The organism is Micromonospora sp. NPDC049051 (assembly GCF_043197575.1).
Classification (GTDB): domain Bacteria; phylum Actinomycetota; class Actinomycetes; order Mycobacteriales; family Micromonosporaceae; genus Micromonospora.
The window spans coordinates 551554-578344 of sequence record NZ_JBICTL010000004.1 but is presented as its reverse complement, the minus strand read 5'-3'; the positions used below and the strand labels follow the sequence as shown (position 1 = coordinate 578344).

Genomic DNA, 26791 nt, shown 5'->3' with positions numbered 1-26791 from the left:
CCCACCGTTCGCGACTGCGGGGCTCGCAAAACCGGCTCACTCCTCGCGCTCACCCGGCACCTCCCGGAACGACCTCGATGGACGCCCGGCGCTCGGGTCGCAGGGTGGCCGCGGCGGCGCGGACCTGCTCGTCGGTGACCTCGCCGACGAGCCGGGGCAGGTCGTTGAGCAGCCCCGGTTCGCCCCGCTGCTGCTCCAGCACGGCCATCTGCAACGCCCGGCCGAGCACCGCGTCGGTGCCGCGCAGCAGGTGGGTCGCCATCCGGGCCTGGGTGCGGGCCAGTTCCCCCTCGGCCAGGCCGTCGGCGGCCAGCCGGTCCAACTCCTCGTCGATGGTGCGCAGCACCTTGTCCACGTTCCCGCCGGGCGGCAGGTGCGCCTCGAGCAGCAGCGCCGTCGGGTCCCGCACGTCGAACGGGTCGCCCATGAAGCCGACGTAGCCGCCGAGGCCGGTGACCGCCCGGTCCCGCTGGACGAGCCGCTCGACCAGCCGGGACGCGTCGCCGTCGGTGAGCACCTCCGCCAGCACGACGTACGGCAGGTAGGCGGCGAAGTCGGTGATCGGGTCGGGGACCCGCCAGGCGCCGGCCACCGCCGGCAACGGGGCCAGCTTGTCCGTGTACGAGGCGCGCCGTTCCTCGGTCAGGTCGGGCTCGGCGAAGTCGGGCCGTTGCGGGGCGGGGCGGGCCGGCACGTCGCCGAAGTGCCGCTCGATCAGCGTGGTCGCCTCGGCGACGTCGATGTCGCCGCCGATCGCCAGCACCGCGTTGCCGCTCGCGTAGTAGCGGCGGAAGAAGTCCGCGGCGTCCGTGACGGTGGCCGACTCCAGGTCGACGAAGGAGCCGTAGCCGTCGTGCGCGTTCGGGAAGGTGTCGAACAGCACGGGCGGCAGGGTCAGCCAGGGAAAGCCGCCGTACGGGCGGTTGAGCACGTTGACCCGGATCTCCTCCTTGACCACGTCGACCTGGTTGCGCAGGTTCTCCTCGGTCAGGCTCGGCGCGCGCATCCGGTCGGCCTCCAGGAACAGCGCCCGCTCCAGGGCATTGCTCGGCAGGACCTCGAAGTAGTCGGTGTAGTCCAGGTGGGTGGAGCCGTTGAAGGTGCCGCCCGCCCCCTGCACGTGCCGGAAGTGCGCCAGCTTCTCCAGGTTCTCCGAGCCCTGGAACATGAGGTGCTCGAAGAGGTGGGCGAAGCCGGTGCGCCCCTCGGGTTCGGAGCGGATGCCGACGTCGTAGACGACCGCCACCCCGATCACCGGGGCGCTGCGGTCCGGGGTCAGGACCACCCGCAGGCCGTTGTCGAGGGTGAACCGCTCGACCGGGTATCTCGTCGTTGGAATTCTCGATCTCCGGGCCGCCACGGGATCGACCCTAGCGCGTCGGCACCCCCGCCACAGGTGACCTTTCGCCAGGTGTCCCGAGCGGTGCCCGGGGCGGCTCGGCCGCCCTCCCCGGCGCTCCGGTGCCGTCCCGGGAACAGGTGCCGCGAAACCCACCCAACCAGTAGAGATTGCCGACTTTTTTGGGACACGAATCCCGCCATGCGGATGCCCCTTGACGCGAGTTCACCGCCTGCCCCAGTCTTCCTACCAACTAAGTAGGAATACTGCGGATTGGATGGACGATGAGACGGCTCCCCTTGCGTCGGTTGGTCTCCCTGGCCACCCTCGCCGTCGTCGGCGCGGCGACCCTGGGCACGGCCGCCGCCTGCGGCGACGACAGCGAGAGCGCGGGCGGCGGCTCCGGCCCGACCACGCTACGGCTGGGCTACTTCCCCAACATCACCCACGCGCCGGCGGTGGTCGGCGTGGAGAAGGGCATCTTCGCCGAGAAGCTCGGCAGCGACGTCAAGCTGGAGACGAAGACCTTCAACGCCGGCCCCGCCGCCATCGAGGCGATCTTCTCCGGCGCGCTCGACGCCACGTACATCGGCCCGAACCCCACCGTGAACGCCTTCTCCAAGTCCAAGGGCGAGGCCGTCCGGGTCATCTCCGGTGCGGCCTCCGGCGGCGTCGCGCTCGTGGTCAAGCCGGAGATCACCTCGGTGGAACAGCTCCGGGGCAAGAAGATCGCGACCCCGCAGCTGGGCAACACCCAGGACGTGGCCATCCGCTACTGGCTCAAGGAGAAGGGCCTCACGACGACCAAGGAGGGCGGCGGCGACGTCAAGATCGTCCCGCAGGAGAACGCCCAGACCGTGGAGACGTTCAACAGCGGGGCCATCGACGGCGCCTGGGTGCCCGAGCCGTTCGTGTCCCGGCTGGTCAACGCGGGCGGCAAGGTGCTCGTCGACGAGCGCGACCTCTGGCCGGACCGGAAGTTCGTGATCACCAACCTGATCGTCAGCACCAAGTTCCTCAAGGAACACCCGGACGTGGTCAAGAAGCTCGTCGAGGGCCAGGTGGCGGCCAACGAGTTCGTCAACACCAGGCCCGACGAGACGCACCAGGCCATCTCCGACCACATCGGAAAGATCAGCGGCAAGCCGCTCGACCTGAAGCTCATCAAGCAGGCGTGGCCGACGCTGGAGTTCACCAACGACCCGATCGCCTCGTCGCTGAAGACCGGGCTCGACCACGCCGTCGCGGTCGAGCTGACCCAGCCGGTCAGCCTCGACGGCCTCTACGACCTGACCCACCTCAACGAGGTGCTCAAGGCCCAGGGCAAGACAGAGGTCGCCCAACCATGACGTCGACCACGACGACGCCACGCAGCGCGACCGGCTCGGTCGCGCTGCACGGCGTCACCAAGGTGTACGGGCGCGGAGCGAACGCCGTCGTCGCCCTCGACGGGGTCTCCCTCGACGTCGCGCCGGGCGAGTTCGTCTGCCTGGTCGGCGCGTCCGGCTGCGGCAAGAGCACCCTGCTCAACCTGGTCGCCGGCCTCGACCGGCCCAGCGGCGGGCGGATCGCCCTCGACGAGGGCGTCGACCCGGGGCTGATGTTCCAGGAGCCCGCCCTCTTCCCCTGGCTGACCGTCGAGGGCAACGTCGAGGTGCCGCTGAAGCTGCGCGGGCTGCCCCGCGCGGCGCGGCGGGACCGGGTGGCCGAACTGCTCGGCGCGGTGCACCTGGCCGACTTCGGCCGCAAGCGCCCGCACGAGCTGTCCGGCGGCATGCGCCAGCGGGTGGCGCTGGCCCGCACCCTCGCCCTGGACACGCCGGTGCTGCTGATGGACGAGCCGTTCGGCGCGCTCGACGCGATGACCCGCGACATCCTGCACGACGAGCTGGAACGGATCTGGACCGAGCGGCGGCTCACCGTGCTCTTCGTGACGCACAACGTCCGCGAGGCGGCCCGGCTCGCCGACCGGATCATCCTGCTCTCCAGCCGGCCCGGCCGGATCATCTGGTCCACCCCGGTCGACGTGCCCCGGCCGCGCCGCATCGACTCCCCCGAGGTCGCCGCGATCGCCGCCGAGGTCACCGACCGCCTGCGTACGGAGGTGGGCCGCCATGGCCGGTGACACCCTCGCCACCGCCCCGCGTACCGACGCGGAGATCTCCGGGCTGGACGCCCTGGAGCTGGCCGGCCGGGAGGAGAGCGGCACCCGGACCAGCCGGCTCTGGGCGGCGACCTGGCCGAAGCTGGCCGCCCTCGCCCTCGCCCTCGCCGCCTGGCAGATCGTGGTCTGGACCGGTTGGAAGCCCGAGTACTCGCTGCCCGGCCCGGCGGCCGTGGGCAAGGAACTGCTCCGGCAGATCAGCGGCGTACAGCTCTGGGACGGGCTGGTCACCACCCTGCGCCGGGCGGCCGTCGGCTACCTCTTCTCGGTCGCCGTCGGCCTGCTGCTCGGCCTCGCGGTGGCCCGGTCGCGGATCCTGCGGGCCGCGATCGGCTCGATGATCACCGCGTTGCAGACCATGCCGTCGATCGCCTGGTTCCCGCTGGCGATCCTGCTGTTCGAGCTGAGCGAGAAGGCGATCTTCTTCGTGGTGGTGCTCGGCGCCGCACCGTCCATCGCCAACGGCGTCATCGCCGGCGTGGACTACGTGCCGCCGCTGCTGCTGCGGGCGGGCCGCAACCTCGGCGCCCGGGGACTGAACCTGTACCGGTACGTCATCGCGCCCGCCGCGCTGCCGGCCATCGTGGCCGGCCTCAAGCAGGGTTGGGCGTTCTCCTGGCGCAGCCTGATGGCCGGCGAGCTGATCGTGGTCGGCATCTCGCAGACGTCGCTGGGCGCGCAACTGACCTACTCGCGGGAACTGTCCGACTCGCCCTGGCTCATCTCCACGATGATCGTGATCCTGGTGCTCGGCCTGGTGGTCGACGCCGCGTTCGGAGCGGCGGACAAGGCGATCCGGCGTCGCTGGGGCGTGCTGGACCAGGCGGGTCAGTGACGTGTACGTCTCCGCGCGCAGCGACTACGCGCTCCGGGCCATGCTCGCCGTCGCCGCCTCGGCTCCCGGCGGCGGCGGGCTGGTCAAGGCGGGAGCGCTGGCCGACGCCCAGGACATCCCGCTGAGCTTCCTCCAGGGCATCCTGGTCGACCTGCGACGGGCCGGGCTGCTGGTGAGCCACCGGGGCACGGAGGGCGGCTACGCCCTGGCCCGCCCCGCCGCGGAGATCAGCGTCGGGGACGTGCTGCGCGCGGTCGGCGGTTCCCTGACGACCGTCCGCGGCCTGCCGGCCGAGAGCGCCGGCTACGCGGGCGTGGCGACCGGCCTGCGGGACGTCTGGCTGGCCGTGCACGGCGCGATCGCGCTGGTGGTCGACCGGACCAGCCTCGCCGACCTGCTGGGGGCGCAGCCCCGGCCGGCCGGCGCCGGGGAGACGCGCGCCCGCTGACCTTCGGTCCTCCTCGAGCACCGCCCCGAGCGACGGCGTCGCGGCCGGCCATCCCCCTTGCCGGTCGCGACGCCGTCATCCTCGGCCGGGCGCCGCAGGAGTGTTCGGCTGGTCAGCCTGCGGTGGCGGCCGGCTGCTCCGTCGGGCTGCGCAGCTCGACGGGAGCGGCGGGCGCGGCCCCGTCCGGGGCGGCGTGCCACGGCGTGAACACCGCGACCACCGCGAGCAACAGCCCAGCCAGCGCCACCGCGAGCACCAGCAACAACTCCCGCACGGCACCCGAGCCGGCGTCCCCCACCATCGTCACCCCTCCCCGCCGGACGCTTCCGCCCGGATCTTCCCCCGCACTCAGCCTTTACCACCCGGGGCGTCGGAAACAGCCGCCGATCGGACGCAACATGTGCTGATTCAAGACTCAGCCGGCTCCGGGCACGAAGTGCCCGGAGCCGGTGGGAGGAGCGGAAGGACGTCGGTCAGGAGGCGTGCGGGGCCCGGGGACGGCGGGAGCGACGGGGCCGCCCCGAGGCGCGGTGCGGAGCCCGACCGCCCTCACCCGCCCGGCCGCCCTCAGCGGTACGGCCGCCCTCACCGGCGCGACCGGCCGACCGGCCGCCCGCGGACTTGGCGGTGGTGGCCTGCGGCGGAGGCGCGATCGTCACCGGCACGCCGGACGGCTCCCGGGCGCCGGTCACCCGGGTCAGGGCCTCGTCGCCGGGACGCACCTGGACGGACTCGGGACGGATGCCGGCGGTCGACATCAGCCGGGACACGTCCCGACGCTGCTCCGGCAGGACCAGGGTGACCACCGTGCCCGACTCCCCCGCCCGGGCGGTACGCCCACCACGGTGCAGGTAGTCCTTCGCCTCGGTGGGCGGGTCCACGTTGACCACCATGTCCAGCCCGTCGACGTGGATTCCCCGGGCCGCCACATCCGTGGCGACCAGCGCCGTCACCTGCCCGGTGCGGAACTGCTCCAGGATCCGGGTGCGCTGCGGCTGCGATTTCCCGCCGTGCAGTGCCGCCGCGCGTACCCCCTTGGCCAGCAACTGGCGGGCGAGCCGGTCGGCGCGGTGCTTGGTGCCCATGAACAGGATGGTGCGACCCTCCCGGGCGGCGATCCAGGTCAGCGCGGTCGGCTTGTCCGCCGCGTCGACGTGCAGCACGTGGTGGGTCATCGCGGTCACCGTGGCGGTACCCGGGTCGACCGAGTGCGAGACCGGGTCGCTGAGGAAGCGGCGCACCAGCCGGTCCACGCCACCGTCGAGGGTGGCCGAGAAGAGCATCCGCTGCCCGTTCGGGGCGACCTGCTCCAGCAACTTGGTGACCTGCGGCAGGAAGCCCATGTCGGCCATCTGGTCGGCCTCGTCGAGGACGGTGATGCCCACCTGGTCCAGCCGGGCGTCGCCACGGTTGATCAGGTCGTGCAGCCGGCCGGGGGTCGCCACGACCAGCTCGGCACCCGCGCGCAGGGCGTCGGCCTGGCGTTGCAACGACAGGCCGCCGACGACGGTGGCGCAGCGCAGCCCGACGGCCCGGGCGTACGGGGCGAGCGCCGCGGTGACCTGCTGGGCCAGCTCGCGGGTCGGCACCAGCACCAGGGCCAGCGGGCGGCCCGGGCGGGCCCGGCGGCCGGCGGTGCGCGACAGCAGGGGAAGCCCGAAGGCGAGCGTCTTGCCGGAGCCGGTACGGCCACGGCCGAGCACGTCCCGGCCGGCGAGCGAGTCCGGCAGGGTCGCCGACTGGATCGGGAACGGCTCGGTGATGCCCTGGGCGGTCAGCTCGGCGAGCAGTGCCGGGGCCAGCCCGGTGAGGGCGAACGAGGGTACGACGGTGGTCATGCGGAAGCCTTCCTCGACGCGGCACGTGTCGAGGGAGGGCGCCGGAGGCGGCGCTGTCACCGGCGGACCAGGCCACGGGTGACTCACAAGCACGAACCGAAAGGGGTACGGGGCCCGGCCCGCCGCCGTTTCGCCGCCTGCTCACGCAGGTCGACGGCGCGGCGGACCGGTCCCGTCACCGCACCCGGAGGGCGCGGTGGGTGTTTCTGGAGATCCGGAGATCAGAGCGGGCGGATGTTCTCCGCCTGCGGGCCCTTCTGGCCCTGGGTCACCTCGAACTCGACCCGCTGGTTCTCGTCCAGGCTCCGGTAGCCGGAGGTCTGGATCGCCGAGAAGTGGGCGAAGACGTCGGCGCCGCCGCCGTCCGGGGTGATGAAGCCGAAGCCCTTGTCAGCGTTGAACCACTTGACGGTGCCAATAGCCATTTTTGTTTCGTCTCCTTGACGGAACGTCGAACCCGCACTTGTTACGGGCTCGAAGAGGAGCGCGCCACGCGGAACTGCCTGGCTCGCTTGTCGCTTCTGGTCGCCCCGCCCGGAGAACTCCGGACACAACAAAGAGCGCCTGGGCCACAATCCTCCAGGCGCACACAGAGTCTCTGGGAACCATAACTGCAACGCGATCAACCTATCACGGATTCGGCCCGGCACCACCGTCTGCCGGAATTTCCGGCACGGAGGCGATCAGCGCCGTCAGGCCCTCCGCGTCGAGCAGGTCCGCCGGCCGGACCGTCACCCCGTCCCGTACGTAGTGGAACGCGGCGCCCACCCGCCGCACGGGCACGCCGGCCAGCTCCGCCCAGGCCAGTCGGTAGACCGCGAGCTGTACGGCGGCCACGTCGGCGGCGGGGCCGGCGGGCTGCCGACCGGTCTTCCAGTCGACCACGTCGAAGCGCCCGCCCGGTCGGGCGAAGACGGCGTCCACCCGCCCCCGGACCACCACGCCGGCGATCACCGTGGCGAAGGGCACCTCCACCTCGACCGGCACCCGGTCGGCCCACTCGCTGGCCAGGAAGCGCTCCTGGAGCTCGGCCAGCGCCTCGTCCGGCGCCGCGTCCGCGTCGGCCGCACCCGGCAACTCGTCCAGGTCGAGCAGCCGGTCGGCGCCGAACCGCTGCTCCAGCCAGCTGTGGAAGGCGGTGCCCCGGCGGGCGTACGGATTGGGCTCGGTGGGCACCGGGCGGCGCAACGCGCGGGCCAGCGCCGCCGGATCGCGGCGCAGCGCCACCAGCTGGGTCACCGACAGCTGGTCGGGCAGCGCCACCTCGATCGCGCCGGACTGCCGGGTCAGCTCGGCCCGCTCGGCGAGCAGCAGGTCGGCCTCCCGCCGCCACCGGGACACGTCCGCGTCGTCGGCCGCCGGGTCCGTGCCCGCCCCGGCGGTGTCGTCGCCGCCGGCCAGCGGGCGGACGGCCGGCTCGCCGCCGGGCAGCGTCCGTTCGCCCGGCTCGCCGCCGGGCAGCGGACGGGCGGGCGTACCCCCGTCGGGCACTGGACGGGCGGCCGGGTCGCCATCGGTGAGGAAGCGGCGGACCAGGGCGGCGGCCTCGGCCAGCGCCGGCCGGCGTACGCCCAGCGGGTCGGCCGGCCACTCGGCGCGCAACACCACCTCGGTCGTCGGGTTGACCGCGTCGCCCGGCGGCTCCGGCGTCCACTCGTCGACCAGGTGCCCCGCGCCGGCGTCCAGGCAGGCGTCGTGCACCTCCCGCAGCAGCACCGACGGGCCGCGCGGCCGTTTGGTGCCCTCCCCCCACCAGTAGCCGGAGCAGAGCAGCAGCCGGCGGGGCCGGGTCACCGCCACGTACGCCAGCCGGCGCTCCTCCCGCTCGTCGTGCGCCCGCCAGGCGTCGGTGAAGTCCTCCACCGCCCGGGCCACCCCCCGCTGGTCCGCCGCCTCGTCCAGGCCCAGCTCCGGCAGCCCGTCGGCGTCGCCACGCAGCGGGAACGGCAGCACGCCCAGGCCGCCGAGCCAGTGGTCGGAGTTGCGCACCGGTCCCGGCCAGACACCCCGGCTCAGCCCGGCCACCGCGACCACGTCCCACTCCAGGCCCTTCGCGGCGTGGGCGGTGAGGATCTGCACCGCGCCCTCGACCACCTCCACCTCGCCCGGGGTGAGGCCGCGCTCCTCGTCCTCGGCGGCGGCCAGGTAGGCCAGGAACCCCGACAGGGTGGCGCCCGGCGTCTCCCCGCTGAACCGGGCGGCCACGTCGCCGAGCGCGTCCAGGTGGCCCCGGGCCAGGCCGGCGTCCCCGGCCCCGTCCCGGCCGGCCCGCACCGCCACCTCCACGTCCAGGCCGATCGTCCGCTCGATGTCCGCGATCAGCTCCGGCAGCGACTGGTCCAGCCGGTAGCGCAGCAGGCCCAGCTCCCGGGCGTACGCCCGCAGCCGCGCGTAGCCCTCCGCCGAGTACGCCTGCGCCGGGCCCAGGTCGGCCAGTGCCTCCACCAGGGTCGCCTCGTCGAGCAGGTCCGGGCTGATCTCCGGGGTGCCGTCGTCGGCGAGTTTGCGCCGGGCCGCCGCGATGGCCTTCGCCCGGCGGTGCAGGGCCACCAGGTCACGTGGCCCGATCCGCCAGCGCGCGCCGGTCAGCAGCCGCAGCAGCGCCGCCCCGTCCGTGGGATCGGCCAGCACCCGCAGGGTGCACACCACGTCCCGCACCTCGGGGGTGTCGAGCAGGCCGCCGAGCCCGACCACCTCGACCGGCAGGCCGCGCTCGCGCAGCGCCGACTCGATCGCCGGGATCTGACTGCGCAGCCGTACGAGCACGGCGGTCGTCGGCCGCAGCGGCACCGGGATGTGCTCGGGCAGCACCCCGGGCGTCCCCGCCGCACCTCGCCACGCGTTCAGGACGCTGTCGGCGATCCAGTCGGCCTCGTCGGCGTACGTGCGCAGCAGGGCGCAGTGGACGGTGCCGCCGGCGGCGCCCCGGGCGCTGCGGTGCGGTACCGGCTCCTTGACGCTCATCGCCGCGTGCAGCTCCGGCACCCGGGCGCCGGCGGCCCGCAGCGGGGTGGCCAGGGCGTTGGCGACACCGAGGATCTCGGGCCGGTTGCGCCAGCTCGTGGTGAGGCCGAGCACCTCGGCCGGCGCGCCGCCGGCGCGGGCGAACTCCGTGGGGAAGCGGTCCAGGGTGCCGGCGCTCGCCCCGCGCCAGCCGTAGATCGACTGGCACGGGTCGCCGACCGCCGTCACCGGGTGCCCGCCGCCGAAGAGCGCGTTGAGAAGCACCACCTGGGCGTGGCTGGTGTCCTGGTACTCGTCGAGCAGCACCACCCGGAAACGGTCCCGCTCGATCTCGCCGACCCCCGGGTGGTCCCGGGCCACCCGGGCCGCCCGGGCGAGCTGGTCGGCGAAGTCCATCGCCTCGAAGTCCTCCTTGCGCCGGGCGTACGCGCGCACCAGCGGGAGCAGCTTCAGCCGGGTCTGCTGGAGTTGCAGCGCCTTGCGTACGTCGGCGTAGACCCGGCCGGGGCGTGCCTGCACGTCGGCGAAGAAGCGGCCCGTCCACGCGGCCAGCGCGTCCGGGTCGACCAGGTGCTCGTCCAGTTCCCCGGCGAGCGCCAGCACCGCGTCGGTGATGGTGCTCGGCATCCGGTCCACCCCGGACATGTCGCCGTCGTAGTTGCGCACCAGCAGGTCGACCAACTGCCAGCGGGACGCCTCGGTGAGCAGCCGGGTGGACGGCTCGTAGCCGGCCCGCAGCCCGTGCTCGGTGACGATCCGGCCGGCGTACGAGTGGTAGGTGGAGACGGTCGGCTCCCCGGCCAGCGGATCGTCCAGCGGGTCGCGCCCCCGCCGCCCGAGCCGCCGCACCAACTGGTCCAGCCGGGTACGCACCCGGTGCGCCAGCTCCCCGGCCGCCTTGCGGGTGAAGGTGAGCCCGAGCACCTGCTCCGGCCGCACGTACGAGTTGGCGACCAGCCAGACCACCCGGGCGGCCATCGTCTCGGTCTTGCCCGAGCCGGCGCCCGCGACCACCAGCAGCGGCTCGACGGGCGCGGCGATGATGGCCGCCTGTTCCCGGGTCGGCGCGGGCAGCCGCAGCAGCTTCGCCAGCTCCACCGGCGTGTACCGGGGGCCGGCGTCGGCGACCCGGGGCGCCGGGGCCGCGCTGCTGAACAGGGCGGGCTGCGTCAAGTCTTCTCCGGACGGTGGGCGGTCGGCGGCTCGACCACCTGACGCCCCTGCCCGGACACCGGGCAGCTCGTACGCACCGGGCAGACCCGGCACTTGGAGTTGGCGACGGCGGCGAAGGTGGCGGCAGCCATCGTATCGGCGGTGCGCCGCACCAGCGCGGTCGCCCAGCCGGCCTCCGGCCCCTCCCCGGCCGGCGCCTGGCTCTGCTCCTTCGCGTCCTTCGCGCCGGTGCCGAGCTGCACCAGGGCCGCCCCGCCGGACTCCTCGCCGAAGTCGGCGAAGGCGCCCGCCTCCACCGCCGCCTGGTAGGCGCCGAGCTGCGGGTGCTCGGCGAGATCGTGGGCCGTGACGGCGGTGGACTTGCCGGTCTTGAGGTCGATGACGACCAGCCGGCCGTCCTCGTCGACCTCCAGCCGGTCCACCCGGCCAACCAGCTCGACCGGCCGCTGCGGGTCGTCGAGGCGTACCGCGAACTCGTGCTCGATGGCGAGCAGGCGGCGCGGGTTCGCGGCCAGCCAGCGCAGCAGCTTGTCCACCATCGCCTCGGCCCGGCTGCGCTCCGGCCCGACCATCCAGCGGGCGGCCAGCTCGATCGCGTCGAACCGGGCGGCCACGTAGTCCAGCAGCGCGCCCCGGTCGGCGCTGGCGTCCTCGGCGAGCATCGCGGCGGCGTGCACCAGGTTGCCGACCCCCTGGGCGGCGCTGGCCGGCGGGCTGCCGCCGTGCCGCTCCAGCAGCCAGCGCAGGCTGCACCGCAGCGCGCTCTCCATGGCCGACGGGGTGACCCGGACCGCGTCACCCTCGTCGACGAGCGGGCGGTCGTCGGAGAGCTGCCGCAGCCCCCACCAGTCGTCGGGGTGCGCGCCGGCCACCCCGGCGGCGGCGAGCCGGGCCAGCTCGGCGGCGGCCGCCTGCCGCCGGGCGTAGGGCGCGGCCGGGTCGCTCACGGCGGTACGCAGCTCCGCCACCAGCGCCGGCAGGGTCAGTGCCCGGGGCGGCCGGCTCACCGGCAAGGCGCCCGGCCGGTCCGGCTCCTCCCCGGCGTCAGCGGGACCGCTTCCCTCCGGGCGCTGCGCCGCGTCCCGATCCGGATCGGACGGGCCGGACGGCCCGGCGGGATCGGACGGGCCGGCCGGATCGGACGGGCCGGCCGGATCGGACGGGCCGGTGGGATCGGACGGGCCAGTCGGCTCGGTCGGGTCGGACGGGCCCAGCTCGTAGAGGAAGCGGCTCGGCTGCTCCTCGTGGTCGTCGCCGCCCACCGCGGCGGAGGCGACCGCGCTGACCAGCAATCGCCGCCGGGCCCGGGTGACCGCCACGTGAAACAGTCGGCGCTCCTCGTCGAGCAGCGCCGAGGACTGCCCGACGAGGACGGCCACCGCGCCGGCGCCGGCGGTCCGCCCGGCCAGCACGTCGACCAGGCGCTCCGAGCCGAGCAGGCTGCCGCGCAGCCGCAGGTCGGGCCAGACGCCCTCCTGCACCCCGGCGACCGCCACGAGATCCCACTCCAGCCCCTTCGCGGCGTGGGCGGTGAGCAGCCGCACGGCCTCCCCCCGGTCGGCGGTCGCGGCGAGGGTGTCGGCCGGCAGGTCCTGGCCGAGGACGTGGTCGAGGAAGACCTCCGTACGCGCGCCGGGCAGCCGGTCGGTGAACCGGGCCGCCGCGTCGAAGAGCACCATCACGGCGTCGAGGTCGCGGTCTGCCGCCTCGGCGCGGCGGCGCCGCGCGACGTCGCCCTCACCGGCCACGACCTGGCCACGGCCGGTGGCCGCCGACCACAGCTCGGCGAGCCCGCTGGCCCGCCACACCGCCCAGAGGACGTCCTCCGCCGTCGCGCCGGGCCGCGCGGCGGTCTCCCGGGCGACGGCCAGCAGACCCGCCACCGTCTGCGCGGGCTCCGCCCAGTGCCGCTCGATCCCGGCCAGTTCGGCCGGGTCGCGCAGTGCCTCCACGATCAGCTCGCCCGAGGGCCGGCGGTCGCCGCCGGCCAGCGCCAGTGCGCGCAGCCCCTGCCGCAGCCGCCGTTCGGCCAGCGGATCGGCGCCGCCGAGCGGTGAGTGCAACAGGGCGACGGCGGCCTCCTCGTCGAGCCGCTCCGGCTCCAGCGCGCAGCGCAGCAGGAGCAGCAGCGGCGCGACCGCCGGTTGCAGGTGCAGCGGCAGGTCCTCGCCGTGCACGACGGTGGGCACGCCGGCGGCGTGCAGGGCGCGTTGCAGCGAGGGCAGTTGCCGACCGGTGGAGCGCACCAGCACGGCCATCTCCGACCAGGGCACGCCGCCGAGCAGGTGCGCCTCGCGCAGCGCGTGCGCCAGCCAGGCCGCCTCGCTGGTGGCCGAGCGGAAGGTGCGTACCTCGACCGAACCGGGTGGCGCGTCGGGCAGCGGGTGCAGCCGTCGGTGCGCCGCCGGGCCGCGCAGCCGCCGCGCCAGCCGGCCGGAGGCGGCGAGCAGCCGGGCGCCGCTGCGGTAGGAGGTGGTGAGCACCACCTGCGCGGCGGGCGCTCCCGAGGCGGTGCGGAAGCGGTGCGGGAACGTGGCGACCGCCGCCGGATCCGCGCCACGGAACGCGTACGTGGACGAATCCGGGTCGGCGAACGCGACCAGGGGCTTGCCGCCCCCGGCCACCGTCGCGAGCAGATCCTGCTGGGCCGGGTCGGTGTCGGCCAGTTCGTCGACGTAGACGTACGCCAGCCGCCGTCGCTCGGCCGCGAGCAGTTCGGGATCGTCGAGCAGCATCCCGGTCGCGGCCCGGACCAGCTCGGCCGGGTCGTACGCCACGGAACCGCGGTTGCTGACGTCGCGCAGGGCGAGCACTGCCACGTACTCCCGCAGGAAGCGCGCGGCGGCGGGCCAGTCGGCGCGGCCGAGCTTCTCGCCCAGCCGGGCCAGCTCGACGGGGCCGACGCCCCGCTCCGCGGCACGCATCAGCAGGTCGCGCAGCTGCGCCGCGAAGGCCCGGGTACGCAGGGCGGGGCGCAGGTCCTCCGGCCAGCCGACCGGGTCGTCGTCGGGTTCCTCGCCGACCACGTCGAGCAGCTCACGGATGATCAGATCCTGCTCCGGACCGGTGAGCAGCCGGGGGGACGGCTCGCCGCGCTCGGCGGCGGCCCGGCGCAACAGCCCGAAGGCGTACGCCGGGAGGGTGCGCACCAGCGGCTCACGCAGCACGCGGTGCCCGCCCTCGGCGATCCGGGCCTCGATCCGCTGGCGCAGCGCGGTGGCGCCCCGGCGGCCGAAGGTGAGCACCAGGATCCGCTCGGGGTCGACGCCCTCGCCCACCCGCGCGGCGACGGCCTCGACCAGCGTGGCGGTCTTGCCCGTGCCGGGACCGCCGAGCACCAGCATCGGCCCGTCGGTGTGTGCCACGATCTCGGCCTGGCGCGGGTCGACCAGGCGTGCCGCCCCGCGTCGCGCGCCCCCGCCGGCCGGCCCCCCGGACCGCCGCGGCCCCTCGGTGGCCTCCCCCGCACGCCCCTCGCCCTCGGCCGGTCCCCCGGCCCGCCGTTCACTCTCGGCCAGCCCGCCGGGCCGCCGCTCACCCCCGGTCGGCCCGCCGGACCGACCGTCCCCCCGGGCCGGCCCGCCGGGCCGCAGGTCCCCCCGGACCGCCTCGGCAGGCCGGCGCACCAGCCGGTACGCCTGCATCCGCTCATCCCACCACGCCGGTACGACACCCCCGCCCCGCCACCCCGACCGAGGTCACGTCATGCGGAGTTCCAGGGCGTCCAGGGCGGCGGGGACCGTGTCGGTCACGGTGAGCAGGCCCAGGCCGGCGGGCTTGAGGAAGGCCTGGTCGGCCAGCGCGCCCAACCAGTCGAGCACCGGGCGGTAGAAGCCGTCGGTGTCGACCAGGACCATCGGCTTGGCGTGCAGGGCCAGCGTGGCGGTCGTCCAGACCTCGAACAGCTCGTCGAGGGTGCCGAGCCCGCCTGGCAGGGTGAGGAACGCGTCCGACTTGTCGATCATGATGGTCTTGCGGCTGGCCATCGAGTCGGTGACGAGCAACTCGTCCGACGCCAGGTCGGCGACCTCCAGGTCGACCAGCGACTGCGGGATCACCCCGATCGTCCGGCCGCCGGCGGACCGCGCCCCGTCCACCAGCGCGCCCATCATGCCGACGCACCCGCCGCCGCTGACGAGGGTGTGCCCACGCCGGGCGATCTCCGCGCCCGTCTCGGCCGCGAGATCCAGCCAGCGTTGGTCGAGCGTACGGGAGGAGGCGCAGAACACGCAGATCGCCGCCACGTCAGCGCTCCCGGTTCTCGTCGCCCGCCTCGGCGGCGGCCTGCTGGTCGGCGGCGACGCGGGCGACGGCCTCCTCGCGGACCGCCTCCTGCTCGACGTTGAGGACGGCTTCGGCCTCCACGATGTGCCGGACCGCCGCGTCGACGTCGTCGGTGACACACATCAGTTCCAGGTCGACCGGCCCGATCTTGCCGTCGGCGGCCATCGTGTCGCGTAGCCAGTCGAGCAGGCCGCTCCAGTAGTCGGCGCCCATCAGCACCACGGGGAACCGGGTGACCTTGCCGGTCTGCACCAGGGTCAGCGCCTCGAAGAGCTCGTCCATGGTGCCGAACCCGCCGGGCAGCACGACGAACGCCTGGGCGTACTTGACGAACATCGTCTTGCGGGCGAAGAAGTAGCGGAAGTCGATGGCCAGGTCGACCCAGTCGTTGAGGCCCTGCTCGAAGGGGAGTTCGATGCCGAGACCGACCGACAGCCCGCCGGCCTCGCTGGCGCCCCGGTTGGCCGCCTCCATCACGCCCGGCCCGCCGCCGGTGATCACCGCGTAGCCGGCCCGGGCGAGGGCGGCGCCCAGCGCCTCGGCCAACTGGCACTCCGGGCTCTCCGGCCGGCTGCGGGCGGAGCCGAACACGCTGACCGCCGGGGGCAGGTCGGCGAGGGTGTCGAAACCCTCGACGAACTCGGAGAGGATGCGCAGCGCCCGCCAGGCGTCCTTGGTCTTCCAGTCGCTGCGCCCCCGCGAATCGAGCAGGCGTTGGTCGGCGGTGCTGCTCGTGATCGCCTGCCGCCGCAGCGTCACGGCTCCCCGGTGCCGTTCCCGTCCCGGCTCGCGGCCGGCCTCCCGCCCGTTGCTCTGACCCATGCAGCCACCGTAGTGGAGCGACACCCACCAGGTACGGGCACCATGGGCCGGACCTGCGCCAACCGGCCAGGAGGCTCCCGGACGACGGACGAGGGCGGGCGGGGCGGGTCCCTCGCCGTGCGGGTGGCGGCCTGCCACGCGGCGGCTGAAAATAATCTCCGATCTTGGGCAACTAATTCGGTCGCACGGACGTCTTACTATTCACATACCGGGTATGCCCCGGCGCGCGCGGGGGAGGAGTCAGCGTGATCAGCAACAGCGAGATGATCCGGATCCGGCGGCAGATGCAGCGCCGCATCCGCGACGTGGTGGCCGAGCGCCGCCGCGCCCGCCTGATGGAACCGTCCACCGACCAGAACGGCCAGACCGACGCCCGGCCCAGCGAGGCGTCCACCAGCGTCTGACCCGCACCGGCAGCACCGTGACGGAGGGTCCGCGTCGTCCGACGCGGACCCTCCGTGCATGACCCGGCGCGAGGCGATGTCGGGTGTCCAGGGCCAGCGCCCCGGGCACCCGCCGGCCGTACGTCAGGCGGAGGCGAGCCAGCGGTACAGCGTGGCGGCGCCCTCCCGGATCTTGCTGATCTCGACGTGCTCGTCGGGGTGGTGGGCGAGGTTCGGGTCCCCGGGGCCGAAGTTCAGGGCCGGGATGCCCATGGCCGCGAACCGGGCCACGTCCGTCCAGCCCAGCTTGCCGATCGGCGCGGCGCCCACCGCCGCGAGGAACTCCTGGGCGGGTGCCGCCTCCAGCCCGGGCGGGGCGCCGGCGGCCGAGTCCGTGATCCGCACCTCGAAGCCGGCGAAGACCTCCCGCAGGTGCGCCTCGGCCTCCTCCGGGGTGCGGTCCGGCGCGAACCGGTAGTTGACCTCGACCTCGCACCGGTCGGGCACCACGTTGCCGGCCACGCCGCCGTGGATGCGGACCGCGTTCATGCCCTCCCGGTAGTCGCAGCCGTCGATGGTGACCCGGCGCGCCTCGTACGCGGTCAGCCGGTCGAGCACCTCGCCGGCCGCGTGGATCGCGTTCACGCCGTGCCAGGAGCGGGCCGAGTGGGCGCGTACGCCGGTGGTGGTGACGACCGAGCGCATGGTGCCCTGGCACCCGGCCTCGACGATGCCGTGCGTCGGCTCCAGCAGCACCGCGAAGTCCGCCTCCAGCCACTCCGGGTACGCCTCGGCGACCAGGAAGAGGCCGTTGTACTTCTGCTCGATCTCCTCCGCCTCGTAGAAGAAGTACGTCACGTCGTAGCGCGGGTCCGGCAGGTGCACCGCGAGGTTCAGCGCGTACGCCACCCCGGACTTCATGTCGGAGGTGCCGCAGCCGTACATCAGGTCGCCGCGCGTGGTCGACGGGAAGTTGTTGTTCAACGGCACCGTGTCCAGGTGACCGGCGAGCACCACCCGCTGGTCGCGGCCCAGTTCGGTCCGGGCCATCACCGTGTTGCCGTGCCGGTACGTCCTCAGGTGCGGCACGCCCCGCAGCACCTGCTCCACGCAGTCGGCGATGGCCTTCTCGTTGAGGGAAACGGACTCCATGTCGACCAACGCACGGGTCAGCGCCACCGGATCGGCCAGGACCTCGGGGGTCAGCGGGTTCTCCATGGTTCGCACGGTACCGTCAGATCCGGCGAGCGCGGGAAGCGAGCGTTCCGGGGAGGCCCGGGTGCGACGCGGGACGCGCGGGATTCGCCGGCCCGCAGCACGAACGAGAGGTGAATCAGTGACGTCCGAATCCGCCTGGGGCATCGGCCTGGCCACCGTGACCGCTGACGGCCAGACGCTCGACACCTGGTACCCGACCGGCAAACTGGGCCTCGGCGAACTGCCGCTGGTGGCCGGCGAGGACGAGGCGGACGTGCTGGACCTGCCGCCGGGAGCGGTCGGCGACCGGGCGCTGCCGGGCCTGCGTACCGTCCAGGTGGTCACCGTGATCGGCTCGCTGGACGACCCGATCAAGGATGCCGCCGACGCGTACCTGCGGCTGCACCTGCTCTCTCACCGCCTGGTGCGACCCAACGAGCTCAACCTCGACGGCATCTTCGGCAAGCTGGCGAACGTGGCCTGGACCTCCGCCGGGCCGTGCCCGCCGGAGCGGGTGGACGAGCTGCGGGTCATCGAGCGGGCCGCCGGCCGCCACCTGGCCGTCTACGGGGTGGACAAGTTCCCCCGGATGACCGACTACGTGGTGCCGTCGGGCGTACGGATCGCCGACGCGGACCGGGTGCGGCTCGGCGCGCACCTGGCGGCCGGCACCACCGTCATGCACGAGGGCTTCGTCAACTTCAACGCCGGCACGCTCGGCACCTCCATGGTCGAGGGCCGGATCGTGCAGGGCGTCGTGGTCGGTGACGGCTCCGACATCGGCGGTGGCGCCTCGATCATGGGCACCCTCTCCGGCGGCGGCACCGACCGGGTCCGCATCGGCGAGCGCAGCCTGGTCGGCGCGAACGCGGGCGTGGGCATCTCGCTCGGCGACGACTGCGTGGTGGAGGCCGGCTGCTACATCACCGCCGCCTCCAAGATCACGTTGCCGGACGGCCGGGTGGTCAAGGCCCGCGAACTCTCCGGCGTGGACAACCTGCTGTTCTGGCGCAACTCGGTCACCGGTGCGCTGGAGGCGAAGCAGCGCGCCGGCCGGGGCATCGAACTCAACGCCGCGCTGCACGCCAACGACTGACGGGTCGACCCCGCCGGGCCCGCGGTCGGCCGCGGACCCGGCGGGGGTACGCCTCAGCGCAGGCGGTACGCCTGGATGACGCGCTGGGTGACCGTGTTGCCGGCGGTGTCCCGGGCGGTGGCCCGCAGCGAGACGTGTCCGGCGCCGGACGGGTGCCGCACGGTGGCCGCCCAGCCCTGGCCGTCGGGCCGGACCCGGGCCTGCTGCCAGGTCTTCCCGCCGTCGTAGGAGACGTCGACGGTCAACGCGGCCACCCGGGCCGGGGGCGCGCCCGGCTGCCGCTGCACCGTCACCGGGATCACGAAGCTCCGGCCCGCCGGGGCGGTGTTGTCCCGGTCCAGCCGGGGCGCGAACCGGATCGCCGACGCCGGCAGCACGGCCGGGTCGTCCCCGGTGACGTGCCGGGACCGGAACGTCCAGGTGGCCGACACCTCGGTGGCGAGGTCGGTGAAGCTCCGCTTCGACGACGTCTCCAGCCGGTAGTCGGCCGCGCCCGGCGGCACCTCGAACCTGCCGTACGCCGGCTCGGGCGTCTGGCCGACCAGCGCCCCGTTGCGGTAGAGGGCGGTGCGGGCGGTGTCGGCGAGCGAGCCGCCCGGGTGCCCCTCGGCGTCACTGTGCAGCGGCAGGCTCACCTCGATGTGGTCGCCCTGCCGGACGATCCCGGCCGCCGGGAACGACGGCCCGTACGGCGCGCTGTTCCAGCTCTCCCGGTAGTGCCGCCCGGCCCGCAGGCTCCGCTCCTCGGAGTACAGGACGGCCTTGGTGTCGGGCCAGCCGTCCGGGTTCGGCACCCCGAAGAGCAGCTCGGTCGACCAGCGCACGTCCCGGGTGCTGTAGTGCTCGACCCGCTGCCCCGGCGTGGCGGTGGGCACGCCGACCGCCCAGCCGCCGAGGTCGGGATCCCGGTGCGCGAAGACCAACCGGTCGGTGACCAGGCCCGGGCTGCCGCCGTTGAACCGGTGGGTGACGGTGGCCAGGTCCTTCGCCCGGTAGTGCCGTACGAAGCCGGTCGGCAGCCGGCCGGGCACGGCCTCGCTGAGGGCGTAGAGGTAGGGGCTGCTCGCCGCCTCCAGGTCGGCCCACTGGCTGCTGACCGTGGAGAAGAAGCGGTCCCCCGGCGCCGGCTGCCCGAGCCCGGCGGTGAAGAGACCGTCGAAGTCGGAGTCGAGCAGGCCGAAGGAGTAGCCGCCCCCGTCGACGAGGAAGTTCGCCTCGACGACCACGAGCGCCGGGGTGGCCGAGCGCTGCGGGACGCTCATCCGGACCGGCTTGCCCCGCCGGGCGTCGAGGGTGAGCCGGGTGTCCCCGGCGACCGCCAGCTCCGGCTGGACGAGCTGGGTGGCCGCGACGTACTCCTCGCCCTCGACGTCGTACACCCAGCTCGCCAGCCCGTAGCGGCCCTTGGGGACGCGCAGTTCGGCGGTGCCGTCCGCGTCGTACAGCTCGTACGCGTCGAAACTGTCCAGCGAGACCAGCGTGGTGCCGTGCGCACCGGTGACCGCGCCGGCGCGGTTCAGGTGCCGGACGGTGACCGTGTAGCTCTCCACCTCCCGGTACACGGCCAGCGGCGTGCTGGCCACCACCGAGCCGGCGGAGCGGGCGACGATCCGGCCGGTGTAGTGGCCGTCCGGGCCGTCGACCCGGGTGTCGGCGGTGACGGTGGCGCTCGCCGTGCCACCGCCCGGCACGCTGATCCGGCTCGCGCCGAGGGTGAACATGCCGGCCGGCGCGGGTCTGCCGTCCGGACCGGTCGCCTCGACCGCCAGCTCCAGGTCGATCGTCGCGCCGTCGCTGCGCCAGGTCACGGTGCGGGTGATCGGGGTGTCGTCGTCGTGCGGCCAGAGTGCCCGACCCAGCGACACGCTCGGCGGGTCAGTGGTCAGGTTCTGCCAGACCGCCTTCGACAGGTCGACCCGCCCGGCCCCCTGCTCGTACGCGGTCAGCTCCGGGTTGGGCTTCGCCGAGGACATCAGGAGCGCCTTGAGCCGGCCGCCCTTGTGGTCGGGGTGCTTCTGGGCCATCAGCGCCGCCGCGCCGCTGACGTGCGGGGCGGCCATCGAGGTGCCCGACAGCGCCACGTACCCGTCGCCGGCCGGCTCGCCGATCACCCCGTCCCGGCTGCGCGCCGCCACGATCCCCACCCCGGGGGCGGTGATGTCGGGCTTGATCGCGTCGTCGCCCGTACGGGGACCACGGCTGGAGAAGTCGGCGAGGCTGTCGTCCCGGTCGACGGCGCCCACCGAGAGGGCGGCGTCGGCGGTGCTGGGGGAACTGACCGGGGCGAACCGGCCGGAGTTGCCGGCGCTGATGACGAAGAGGGCGCCGGTCTGCGCGGTGAGCGTGTTGACGGCCTCCTCCAGCGGGTCGAGCTGCGGGGTGTCGAAGCCGCCGAGGCTCAGGTTGATCACGTTGGCCCGCTGGTCGACCGCCGCCCACTGCATGCCGGCGAGGATCGCCGACTCCGGGCAGCCGTACGTCTCGCAGACCTTGCCGTCGAGCAGCGTCGCGTCCGGGGCGACGCCCCGGTGCCGCCCGTTGGACGCGGCGCCCGTGCCGGCGATGGTCGCGGCGACGTGCGTGCCGTGCCCGACCACGTCACCCGGCGCGGACTCCTCGGTGAAGTTCTGCCGCTGCGCCACCCGACCGGTCAGGTCCGGGTGCGTGGCGTCGATCCCCGTGTCCAGCACGGCGACGCGGATCCCCCGGCCGGTGAATCCGGCGCGGTGCGCCTCCGGCGCGCCGATCTGCGGCACGCTGCGCTCGAGCGTGAGCTGCCGCCGGCCGTCGAGCCAGATCCGGTCGGCGCCCCCTGCCGCGCCGACCCTCGCGCCGGGGGCGGCGACCGCCGCCCAGACCTCCGCCGCCCGCCGCTTGCTGGCGGTGGCGGCGAGCCCGCCGACGGCGGGCAGCTCGCGGGTGACCGTCACCCCGCCGGGCACGGCCGAGCGCCGGGCCGCGCCCTTGCCGCCGGTGATCAGCAGGGGCAGGTCGTCGCGCCGGGCGTCGTCGTAGCCGGCGGCGACCAACTCGGTGACGTCGAACAGCCGCGGGTCGACCCGCCCCTCGCGGATCGGCGCCACGGCGTCCTCGGGCACCACCGAGAGGTGGCCCCGGTCGCGTCGGGTCAGGAAGCGGACGTCCTCGCGCCCGGGTGCGGGACGCACGCTGGCCCGGGTGCCGGTGAGGGTGACGCGGTCGCCGGTGAGCAGTGTGACGGTGACCGGGCGGCTGGCCGCGCCCGCCGCCGGAGACGACGCGGCGGGGCCGGCGGTCGGCTCGGGACGGGCGGCCGGATCGGCGGGTGCCTGGGCCACGGCCATGCCGGGGGTGCCGAGCACCATGCCGAGCACCAGACCGAGACCGACCAGTTTTCTTCTTCGCTGCAACGGATCCTCCTCGTCGGGCGTTACTACCTGTAGAGAGAGACGCATTGACAGTCATCAGGGTTGCATACCGAGTATGCAAAATGAAGACACGAAGATGACGGACCAGCCAACAACCGGCCCCCCGCTTCGGGGATGATCGGCCGGTGACCTCCATGAAGGAACGCATGCTGGCCGGCGAGCCCTACATCGCCGAGGGCCCGGAGATCGCCGCCGACCTGGACCGGGCCACGCGGCTGATGGAACGCTTCAACACCAGCCCCGCCGCCGACCCCGAGGCCCGGCTCGCCGCCCTGCGCGACCTGCTCGGCGAGGTCGGCGAGGGCACCAACGTCCGGCCACCGCTCTACGTCGACTATGGCCGGCACGTCCGGATCGGGCCGCGCAGCTTCGTCAACTTCAACGCCGTCCTCCTCGACGTCGCCCCGATCACCATCGGCGCCGACGTCCAGATCGGACCCAACGTGCAACTGCTCACCCCCACCCACCCCGTCGAGCCCGGCCCCCGCCGCGACAAGTGGGAGGCGGCCAAGCCGATCACCATCGGCGACAACGTCTGGCTCGGCGGCGGGGCCATCGTGCTCGCCGGCGTCACCATCGGGGAGAACACCGTCGTCGGCGCGGGCGCCGTGGTGACGAGGGACCTGCCGGCGAACGTCGTCGCCGTCGGTAACCCGGCCCGGGTCGTACGCCAGCTCGACTGACCACGATCAAGCCCACCACCTGCACAAACACCCTCCGACCACTGGCGCGACACGCATGCCACCCGGCACTGTGGGTGGTGACGTCGTCACCAGGGGGCGGGCATGGACGATCGGGTTCTCGAACTGCGCGTACACGGGGTCTCGAACACTCCCCCGGGTCAGATCCTCGGCCTGCGTCCGGCGCCGGGGGCCGACGCGCCGCCCCCGCCGTGGCTCGTCGCGGGTGGACCGGTCACCGGTTTCTACCGCTCCCCTGCCGCCGAGCCGGCTGACCCGGTCGTCGTCGAGGCGTACAGCTGGGGGCAGTTGACCTCCGGCGCGCGGACTGCGCGGGACGTGGAGCGCGCACTGTGGACGCTGCTGCTCCCGTTCACGTTGGCCAACGTCGCGCTGCACGCCCGGCCGTCCGTCCCGGCCGACGCCGCCGCCGAACGCTGGAACAGCACCTCGGGGACCACGGCCTGGCTCATCCGGCTGTTCTGCCTGAGCCTCACCGGCACCCTCGCCCTCACCCTCACCGCCGTCGGGGTCGACCTCGTGGGCTGGCAGTGCGTCGACACGGACTGCCTGCGCCGCGTCCCCGGCCCGTGGGAGTTCCTGGGGCAGGGCTGGTGGAGCGAGGGCGCGCGATCGTTGGCCGTCGGCCTGCTCCTACCGCTCGGCGTGCTGGCCCTGATCGGGCTGGTGACCTGGCGGACCTACCAGTACGAGGCGCAGATGCCCGCCGAACCGGTGCTCCCGTCGGGGGCCCCGCAGCCGACCGGCGTACCCGCGGACGGGTCGGCGCAGCCCGCGTCGGGCCCGGCCACGCCCGAGCCGCCCCCCGGCCCGCCCGACAATCCGTTGCAGGACCGCACCTTCTGGATCGGCGAGGGCCAGTTACGCAGGGGTGCGGTGCTGCACCTGTGCACCGGCGTGGTCGTCTCCGCCGCCGTACCGCTGGGCGCGGTCCTCGCGATGGACCCGCCCCGGGGCGTACGGGCGGCCGTCGCCTGGACCACCGTGGCGGCGCTCGTCGCCGTCGTGCTGGTCGCGGTCGTGGCGCTCGCGAGACCCGGCCTGACCCGGCGCGCGGGAGCCACCCCGCTCGGCGGGTGGAGCGTCACGGTCGCCGTGCTCACCGCCGCGGGGCTGGTCGGGACGGTGCTGATCCTGCTGCTGCCCGAGGGTGCGGCGGGCACGCCCCTGCCCAACCTGCGCCCGGCGCCCGACTGCCTCCCGGACGCCGTCGCGTCGGCCGCGCCCGGATCGTCCGGCGGTCCGGGCACCTGCCCGACCGACCGGTCGTTGCCGGGCCTCGACTGGATCGTCGCCTGGCTCGGCACGGGACAGTTGCTGCTGCTGATCGCGATCGGCGCGGTGGCCCGCTCCGGGCGGCGGGCGCTGGCCGCGCCGGCGGCGGGCGGCCTGCTGCTCGTTCTCGGGTTCGCCTGGTTCACCGGCTGGCTGCCCGCGCTGCCGCCCCCGCCCGCGACGCTGGATTTCTGGGCGGTCGTCGTCCCGGTCGTCGCCCTGGCCGCCACCGGACTGCTGCTGCCGCGCATCCCTGCGCCGGCCGGGCGACAGCCCCTGTCACCCCACACCGACCTGGCCTGGGGCGGTCGCGCCCCGGCCGTCATCGCCGGCTTCGGCTGGGTCCTCTGCGTCTCCTACAGCGCCGGGCTGCTCTACTGGATCACCGGCCGACTGAACGGCGACCCGCACCCCGACGGGCCCGTGGTGACGCCCCCGGTCCCCGTGATGTGGGCCGGGCTCGCGTTCGCCGGCGCCCTGCTCGCGCTCGCCGCCACGGCCGCCCGGGCCGGTCTGCTCTACCTCCGCCTGCGCCGGCACGAGTACGCGGAGGCGACGGCACGCACCGCCACTCCCCTCTCGGCGCACGAGCTGCGGCGCTGCCGCGACGTCAGCGCGTGGCGGGCGCTGCACCGGCTGGTCGGCGACCATGCCGTACGGCTGGTCGGGTGGTACGCCGTCGTGTCCCTCGTGCTGACGGCCCTCGCCTGTGCCGCCCTGCTCGCCCGCAAACCGCCGCACCCCACGGACGCGACCGGCGGCGCGGCGGTGATCGCCTGGATCTCCGAGATGGGCGACCGGCTGCTCGGCTGGCTGCCGGTGCTGATCGCCACGGTGGGCCTGCTGGTCTACCGCAACGACGTCGTCCGCCGCTCGGTCGGCGTGGTCTGGGACGTGGGCACCTTCTGGCCCCGGACCGCGCACCCGCTGGCCCCGCCCAGCTACGCCGAGCGGGCGGTACCCGAGTTGCAGACCCGCGCCGCCGGGCTGCTGGCGCTCGCCGAGCACGATCCCCGCAGCGTGGACGGGATCATCCTCTCCGGGCACAGTCAGGGCACGGTGATCTGCGCGGCGGTGCTCCTCCAACTGCCCGCCCGGTCGCGGCGGAGGATCTGGTTCTTCTCGTACGGCTGCCAGCTGACCCGGCTCTACGGGCGGGTCTTTCCCGGATACTTCGGCCCGGACCGGCTGCCGGTGCTGGCCGAGGCGTTGACCTCGCCCGACGGCCGGATCCGCTGGACCAACTTCTGGCGGGACACCGACCCGCTCGGCTGGCCGGTCACGGCCGGGGAACGGGACCTGCCCGTACGCGACCCGGAGGCGCTGCACCCCAGCGACGGGGAGGTGGCCGACCCACCGATCCGCAACCACAGCGGCTATCCCGAGGCGCCCGAGTTCCACCGGGAACGCTCGCGGGTGGCGTGGCTGCTGCGCCGGGGCGTCCCGGCACCGAGGCGCGGCTCCGGCTGACCCCGCCTGACCCCGTCAGGACTGAGCGCGGCTCCTCGTCAGGGCTGAGCGCGGCTCCTCGTCAGGGCTGAGCGCGGCTCCTTCGTCAGGGCGGCGGTGGCTCGGCGAGCCGGACCACCAGGTCGGCGCGGCGCGCGGTGTCGGCCACCAGGGCGGCGTTGGCCTCGTCGCTGCCCGTCGCCCACTCCCGCGCCTGCTCCGGCGACCGCCCGTACGCCTCGTGCCGGGCGGTCAGCCGGCGCAGCCGCAGCTCGGCGTCCAGGTCCAGGAACCACGCCTCGTGCAGCAGCTGCCGCACCTCGTCCCAGGGCGTCCCGGCCATCAGCAGGTAGTTGCCCTCGGTGATTACCAGCCGCACCGACGGCGGCACCTCGATCGAGCCGGCCACCGGCTCCTCCAGGTCCCGGCGGAACGCCGGCGCGTAGACCGCCGTCGGCTCCAGCCGCCGCAGGCGGCGCAGCAGCGAGACGTAGCCGTTGGCGTCGAAGGTGTCCAGCGCCCCCTTGCGCTCCGCCCGGCCCAGGCGGCGCAGCTCGGCCTGGGCGAGGTGGAACCCGTCCATGGGCACCAGCCGGGCCGTCGCGCCGACCGCCTCGACGATCCGCTCCGCCAGCGTCGACTTGCCCGCGCCGGGCGGCCCGGCGATGCCGAGCAGTTGCCGCGGGCCGGCCTCGGCGAGGGCCTGCGCCCGCTTCACCAGTTCGTCGATCCCGACGACCCGGGGCGCGGCCATCAGCCGAGGACCGGCTCGCTGATCGCGAACCGCGCCTGCACCGCGGCGTGCACGGTCTGCGGTTGCGGGTCGAGTTCCAGCTCCGGCGTGCCGCCGCCGGCACCGCCGGCCGCGTACGCCATCCGGCTCATCATCGGCTGCTCCATGGCACCCGCGTCGGACAGCTCGATCAGGGCGGTCACCTGGGCGCCGAGCGCCTCGGCGTATTCGCGGGCACGCAGCAGGGCGTCGGCGAGGGCGGCGTGCCGGGCCTCCCGGTGGGCCGGGCTGTCCGGCCGCAGCGACCACCACGGCCCGGCGACCTCGACCTGGTCCTGGTCCGCCAGGCGCAGCATCAACTCGCCGAGCGCGGTGAAGTCGCTGACCGTCACGGTCGTGGTCACACTGCCGCTGTACGCCACCACCCGCTCGCCGGATCGCCGCGTCTCCGGCCGCACCCGCAGCTCGCCGGTCTCCCGCCGGTCGATGCCGGCGCCCTCGCCGTCGAGCAGCACCCGCACGGCGGCGGCCCGCTCCGCGAGCCGGGTCAGCGTGGCCTCCCGGTCCCGGTCGCGTGCCCTGGCGGTCACCGAGAACCGGGCGACCTCCGGAGCCACCTCCCGGTACGCCTCACCGCGCACCGTAACCACCGGCCCGTCCACCATGCCCTCACCCTAACCGCG

The 26791-nt window shown here is 74.6% G+C and carries 20 protein-coding genes; 8 read left to right on the top strand and 12 right to left on the bottom strand.

Translation table 11 applies throughout. The features are described from left to right. Positions 1-49: 49 nt before the first annotated feature. Positions 50-1360, bottom strand: a complete 1311-nt coding sequence (locus ACGFIR_RS19465) for a M16 family metallopeptidase (RefSeq protein ID WP_392998759.1) — start codon at positions 1358-1360, stop codon at positions 50-52. 263 nt (positions 1361-1623) lie between these two features. Between ACGFIR_RS19465 and ACGFIR_RS19460 the strand changes: the two genes are divergently transcribed. Genes ACGFIR_RS19460 through ACGFIR_RS19445 form a run of 4 tightly spaced genes read left to right on the top strand, consistent with a single transcriptional unit; the run spans position 1624 to position 4786 of the window. Then, positions 1624-2688 (top strand): ABC transporter substrate-binding protein, encoded by a 1065-nt coding sequence (locus ACGFIR_RS19460; protein ID WP_392998757.1) that lies wholly within the window; start codon positions 1624-1626, stop codon positions 2686-2688. Beyond that, the gene (locus ACGFIR_RS19455) at positions 2685-3464 is read left to right on the top strand and encodes an ABC transporter ATP-binding protein (RefSeq protein WP_392998755.1); all 780 of its coding nucleotides are present in this window, start codon (positions 2685-2687) and stop codon (positions 3462-3464) included. The genes ACGFIR_RS19460 and ACGFIR_RS19455 overlap by 4 nt, the downstream gene beginning before the upstream one ends. Further along, the gene (locus ACGFIR_RS19450) at positions 3454-4338 is read left to right on the top strand and encodes an ABC transporter permease (protein WP_393146307.1); all 885 of its coding nucleotides are present in this window, start codon (positions 3454-3456) and stop codon (positions 4336-4338) included. The genes ACGFIR_RS19455 and ACGFIR_RS19450 overlap by 11 nt, the downstream gene beginning before the upstream one ends. Before the next feature lies 1 nt (position 4339). Continuing rightward, entirely contained in the window at positions 4340-4786 is a 447-nt protein-coding gene (locus ACGFIR_RS19445) for an RrF2 family transcriptional regulator (protein WP_392998751.1), read from the top strand. Between the two features lie 112 nt (positions 4787-4898). Here ACGFIR_RS19445 and ACGFIR_RS19440 read toward each other — a convergent pair whose 3' ends face one another. The 7 genes from ACGFIR_RS19440 to ACGFIR_RS19410 form a co-directional block, all read right to left on the bottom strand. Further along, a complete protein-coding gene (locus ACGFIR_RS19440; RefSeq protein ID WP_392998749.1) occupies positions 4899-5087 on the bottom strand; it encodes a hypothetical protein in 189 nt (62 codons plus the stop codon). A gap of 172 nt (positions 5088-5259) precedes the next feature. Then, positions 5260-6624, bottom strand: a complete 1365-nt coding sequence (locus tag ACGFIR_RS19435) for a DEAD/DEAH box helicase (protein ID WP_393146305.1) — start codon at positions 6622-6624, stop codon at positions 5260-5262. A 221-nt stretch (positions 6625-6845) separates the two neighbouring features. Next, positions 6846-7049 carry a cold-shock protein gene (locus ACGFIR_RS19430; protein ID WP_067374184.1) on the bottom strand — a complete coding sequence of 68 codons (204 nt, stop codon included), beginning with the start codon at positions 7047-7049 and terminating at the stop codon, positions 6846-6848. Between the two features lie 205 nt (positions 7050-7254). Next, entirely contained in the window at positions 7255-10761 is a 3507-nt protein-coding gene (locus ACGFIR_RS19425) for an ATP-dependent helicase (RefSeq protein ID WP_393146303.1), read from the bottom strand. Continuing rightward, a complete protein-coding gene (locus ACGFIR_RS19420) occupies positions 10758-14405 on the bottom strand; it encodes an ATP-dependent helicase (RefSeq protein WP_393146301.1) in 3648 nt (1215 codons plus the stop codon). Before ACGFIR_RS19420 ends, ACGFIR_RS19425 begins: the two co-directional genes overlap by 4 nt. A 54-nt stretch (positions 14406-14459) precedes the next feature. Next, positions 14460-15005 carry a TIGR00730 family Rossman fold protein gene (locus tag ACGFIR_RS19415; RefSeq protein WP_393146299.1) on the bottom strand — a complete coding sequence of 182 codons (546 nt, stop codon included), beginning with the start codon at positions 15003-15005 and terminating at the stop codon, positions 14460-14462. A 1-nt stretch (position 15006) separates the two neighbouring features. Further along, positions 15007-15867, bottom strand: coding sequence for a TIGR00730 family Rossman fold protein (locus ACGFIR_RS19410; RefSeq protein ID WP_392998741.1), 861 nt, complete (start codon positions 15865-15867; stop codon positions 15007-15009). Between the two features lie 245 nt (positions 15868-16112). Here ACGFIR_RS19410 and ACGFIR_RS19405 point away from each other — a divergent pair, with 245 nt between their 5' ends. Continuing rightward, positions 16113-16271 (top strand): hypothetical protein, encoded by a 159-nt coding sequence (locus ACGFIR_RS19405; RefSeq protein WP_392998739.1) that lies wholly within the window; start codon positions 16113-16115, stop codon positions 16269-16271. 123 nt (positions 16272-16394) lie between these two features. On the opposite strand, the gene dapE is transcribed toward ACGFIR_RS19405, so the two are convergent. Continuing rightward, positions 16395-17468, bottom strand: a complete 1074-nt coding sequence (gene dapE, locus ACGFIR_RS19400; protein ID WP_392998737.1) for a succinyl-diaminopimelate desuccinylase — start codon at positions 17466-17468, stop codon at positions 16395-16397. Positions 17469-17586: 118 nt separating this feature from the next. Between dapE and dapD the strand changes: the two genes are divergently transcribed. Further along, entirely contained in the window at positions 17587-18543 is a 957-nt protein-coding gene (gene dapD / locus ACGFIR_RS19395; protein ID WP_392998735.1) for a 2,3,4,5-tetrahydropyridine-2,6-dicarboxylate N-succinyltransferase, read from the top strand. A gap of 53 nt (positions 18544-18596) precedes the next feature. Here the strand turns inward: dapD and ACGFIR_RS19390 are convergent, their stop codons facing one another. Beyond that, positions 18597-21932, bottom strand: coding sequence for a S8 family serine peptidase (locus ACGFIR_RS19390; RefSeq protein WP_393146297.1), 3336 nt, complete (start codon positions 21930-21932; stop codon positions 18597-18599). Positions 21933-22075: 143 nt separating this feature from the next. On the opposite strand from ACGFIR_RS19390, the gene ACGFIR_RS19385 reads away from it, so the two are divergent. Both ACGFIR_RS19385 and ACGFIR_RS19380 read left to right on the top strand, forming a co-directional pair. After that, complete coding sequence (locus tag ACGFIR_RS19385; RefSeq protein WP_392998731.1) at positions 22076-22633, top strand: sugar O-acetyltransferase; 558 nt, start codon at positions 22076-22078, stop codon at positions 22631-22633. A gap of 102 nt (positions 22634-22735) precedes the next feature. Continuing rightward, entirely contained in the window at positions 22736-25396 is a 2661-nt protein-coding gene (locus ACGFIR_RS19380; RefSeq protein ID WP_393146295.1) for a hypothetical protein, read from the top strand. Between the two features lie 85 nt (positions 25397-25481). Here ACGFIR_RS19380 and ACGFIR_RS19375 read toward each other — a convergent pair whose 3' ends face one another. Both ACGFIR_RS19375 and ACGFIR_RS19370 read right to left on the bottom strand, forming a co-directional pair. Further along, positions 25482-26129, bottom strand: coding sequence for a nucleoside/nucleotide kinase family protein (locus ACGFIR_RS19375; protein ID WP_393146293.1), 648 nt, complete (start codon positions 26127-26129; stop codon positions 25482-25484). Beyond that, positions 26129-26773, bottom strand: a complete 645-nt coding sequence (locus ACGFIR_RS19370; RefSeq protein WP_392998725.1) for an SIMPL domain-containing protein — start codon at positions 26771-26773, stop codon at positions 26129-26131. The genes ACGFIR_RS19375 and ACGFIR_RS19370 overlap by 1 nt, the downstream gene beginning before the upstream one ends. Positions 26774-26791 lie beyond the last annotated feature (18 nt).

What these genes read in the sequence shown, in the direction of transcription:
- ACGFIR_RS19460 (WP_392998757.1), top strand. Translation starts at nt 1,624, where the DNA reads ATGAGACGGCTCCCCTTGCGTCGGTTGGTCTCCCTGGCCACCCTCGCC.
- ACGFIR_RS19455 (WP_392998755.1), top strand. Translation starts at nt 2,685, where the DNA reads ATGACGTCGACCACGACGACGCCACGCAGCGCGACCGGCTCGGTCGCG.
- ACGFIR_RS19450 (WP_393146307.1), top strand. Translation starts at nt 3,454, where the DNA reads ATGGCCGGTGACACCCTCGCCACCGCCCCGCGTACCGACGCGGAGATC.
- ACGFIR_RS19440 (WP_392998749.1), bottom strand. Translation starts at nt 5,087, where the DNA reads ATGGTGGGGGACGCCGGCTCGGGTGCCGTGCGGGAGTTGTTGCTGGTG.
- ACGFIR_RS19435 (WP_393146305.1), bottom strand. Translation starts at nt 6,624, where the DNA reads ATGACCACCGTCGTACCCTCGTTCGCCCTCACCGGGCTGGCCCCGGCA.
- ACGFIR_RS19430 (WP_067374184.1), bottom strand. Translation starts at nt 7,049, where the DNA reads ATGGCTATTGGCACCGTCAAGTGGTTCAACGCTGACAAGGGCTTCGGC.
- ACGFIR_RS19420 (WP_393146301.1), bottom strand. Translation starts at nt 14,405, where the DNA reads ATGCAGGCGTACCGGCTGGTGCGCCGGCCTGCCGAGGCGGTCCGGGGG.
- ACGFIR_RS19410 (WP_392998741.1), bottom strand. Translation starts at nt 15,867, where the DNA reads ATGGGTCAGAGCAACGGGCGGGAGGCCGGCCGCGAGCCGGGACGGGAA.
- dapE (WP_392998737.1), bottom strand. Translation starts at nt 17,468, where the DNA reads ATGGAGAACCCGCTGACCCCCGAGGTCCTGGCCGATCCGGTGGCGCTG.
- ACGFIR_RS19380 (WP_393146295.1), top strand. Translation starts at nt 22,736, where the DNA reads ATGGACGATCGGGTTCTCGAACTGCGCGTACACGGGGTCTCGAACACT.
- ACGFIR_RS19375 (WP_393146293.1), bottom strand. Translation starts at nt 26,129, where the DNA reads ATGGCCGCGCCCCGGGTCGTCGGGATCGACGAACTGGTGAAGCGGGCG.
- ACGFIR_RS19370 (WP_392998725.1), bottom strand. Translation starts at nt 26,773, where the DNA reads ATGGTGGACGGGCCGGTGGTTACGGTGCGCGGTGAGGCGTACCGGGAG.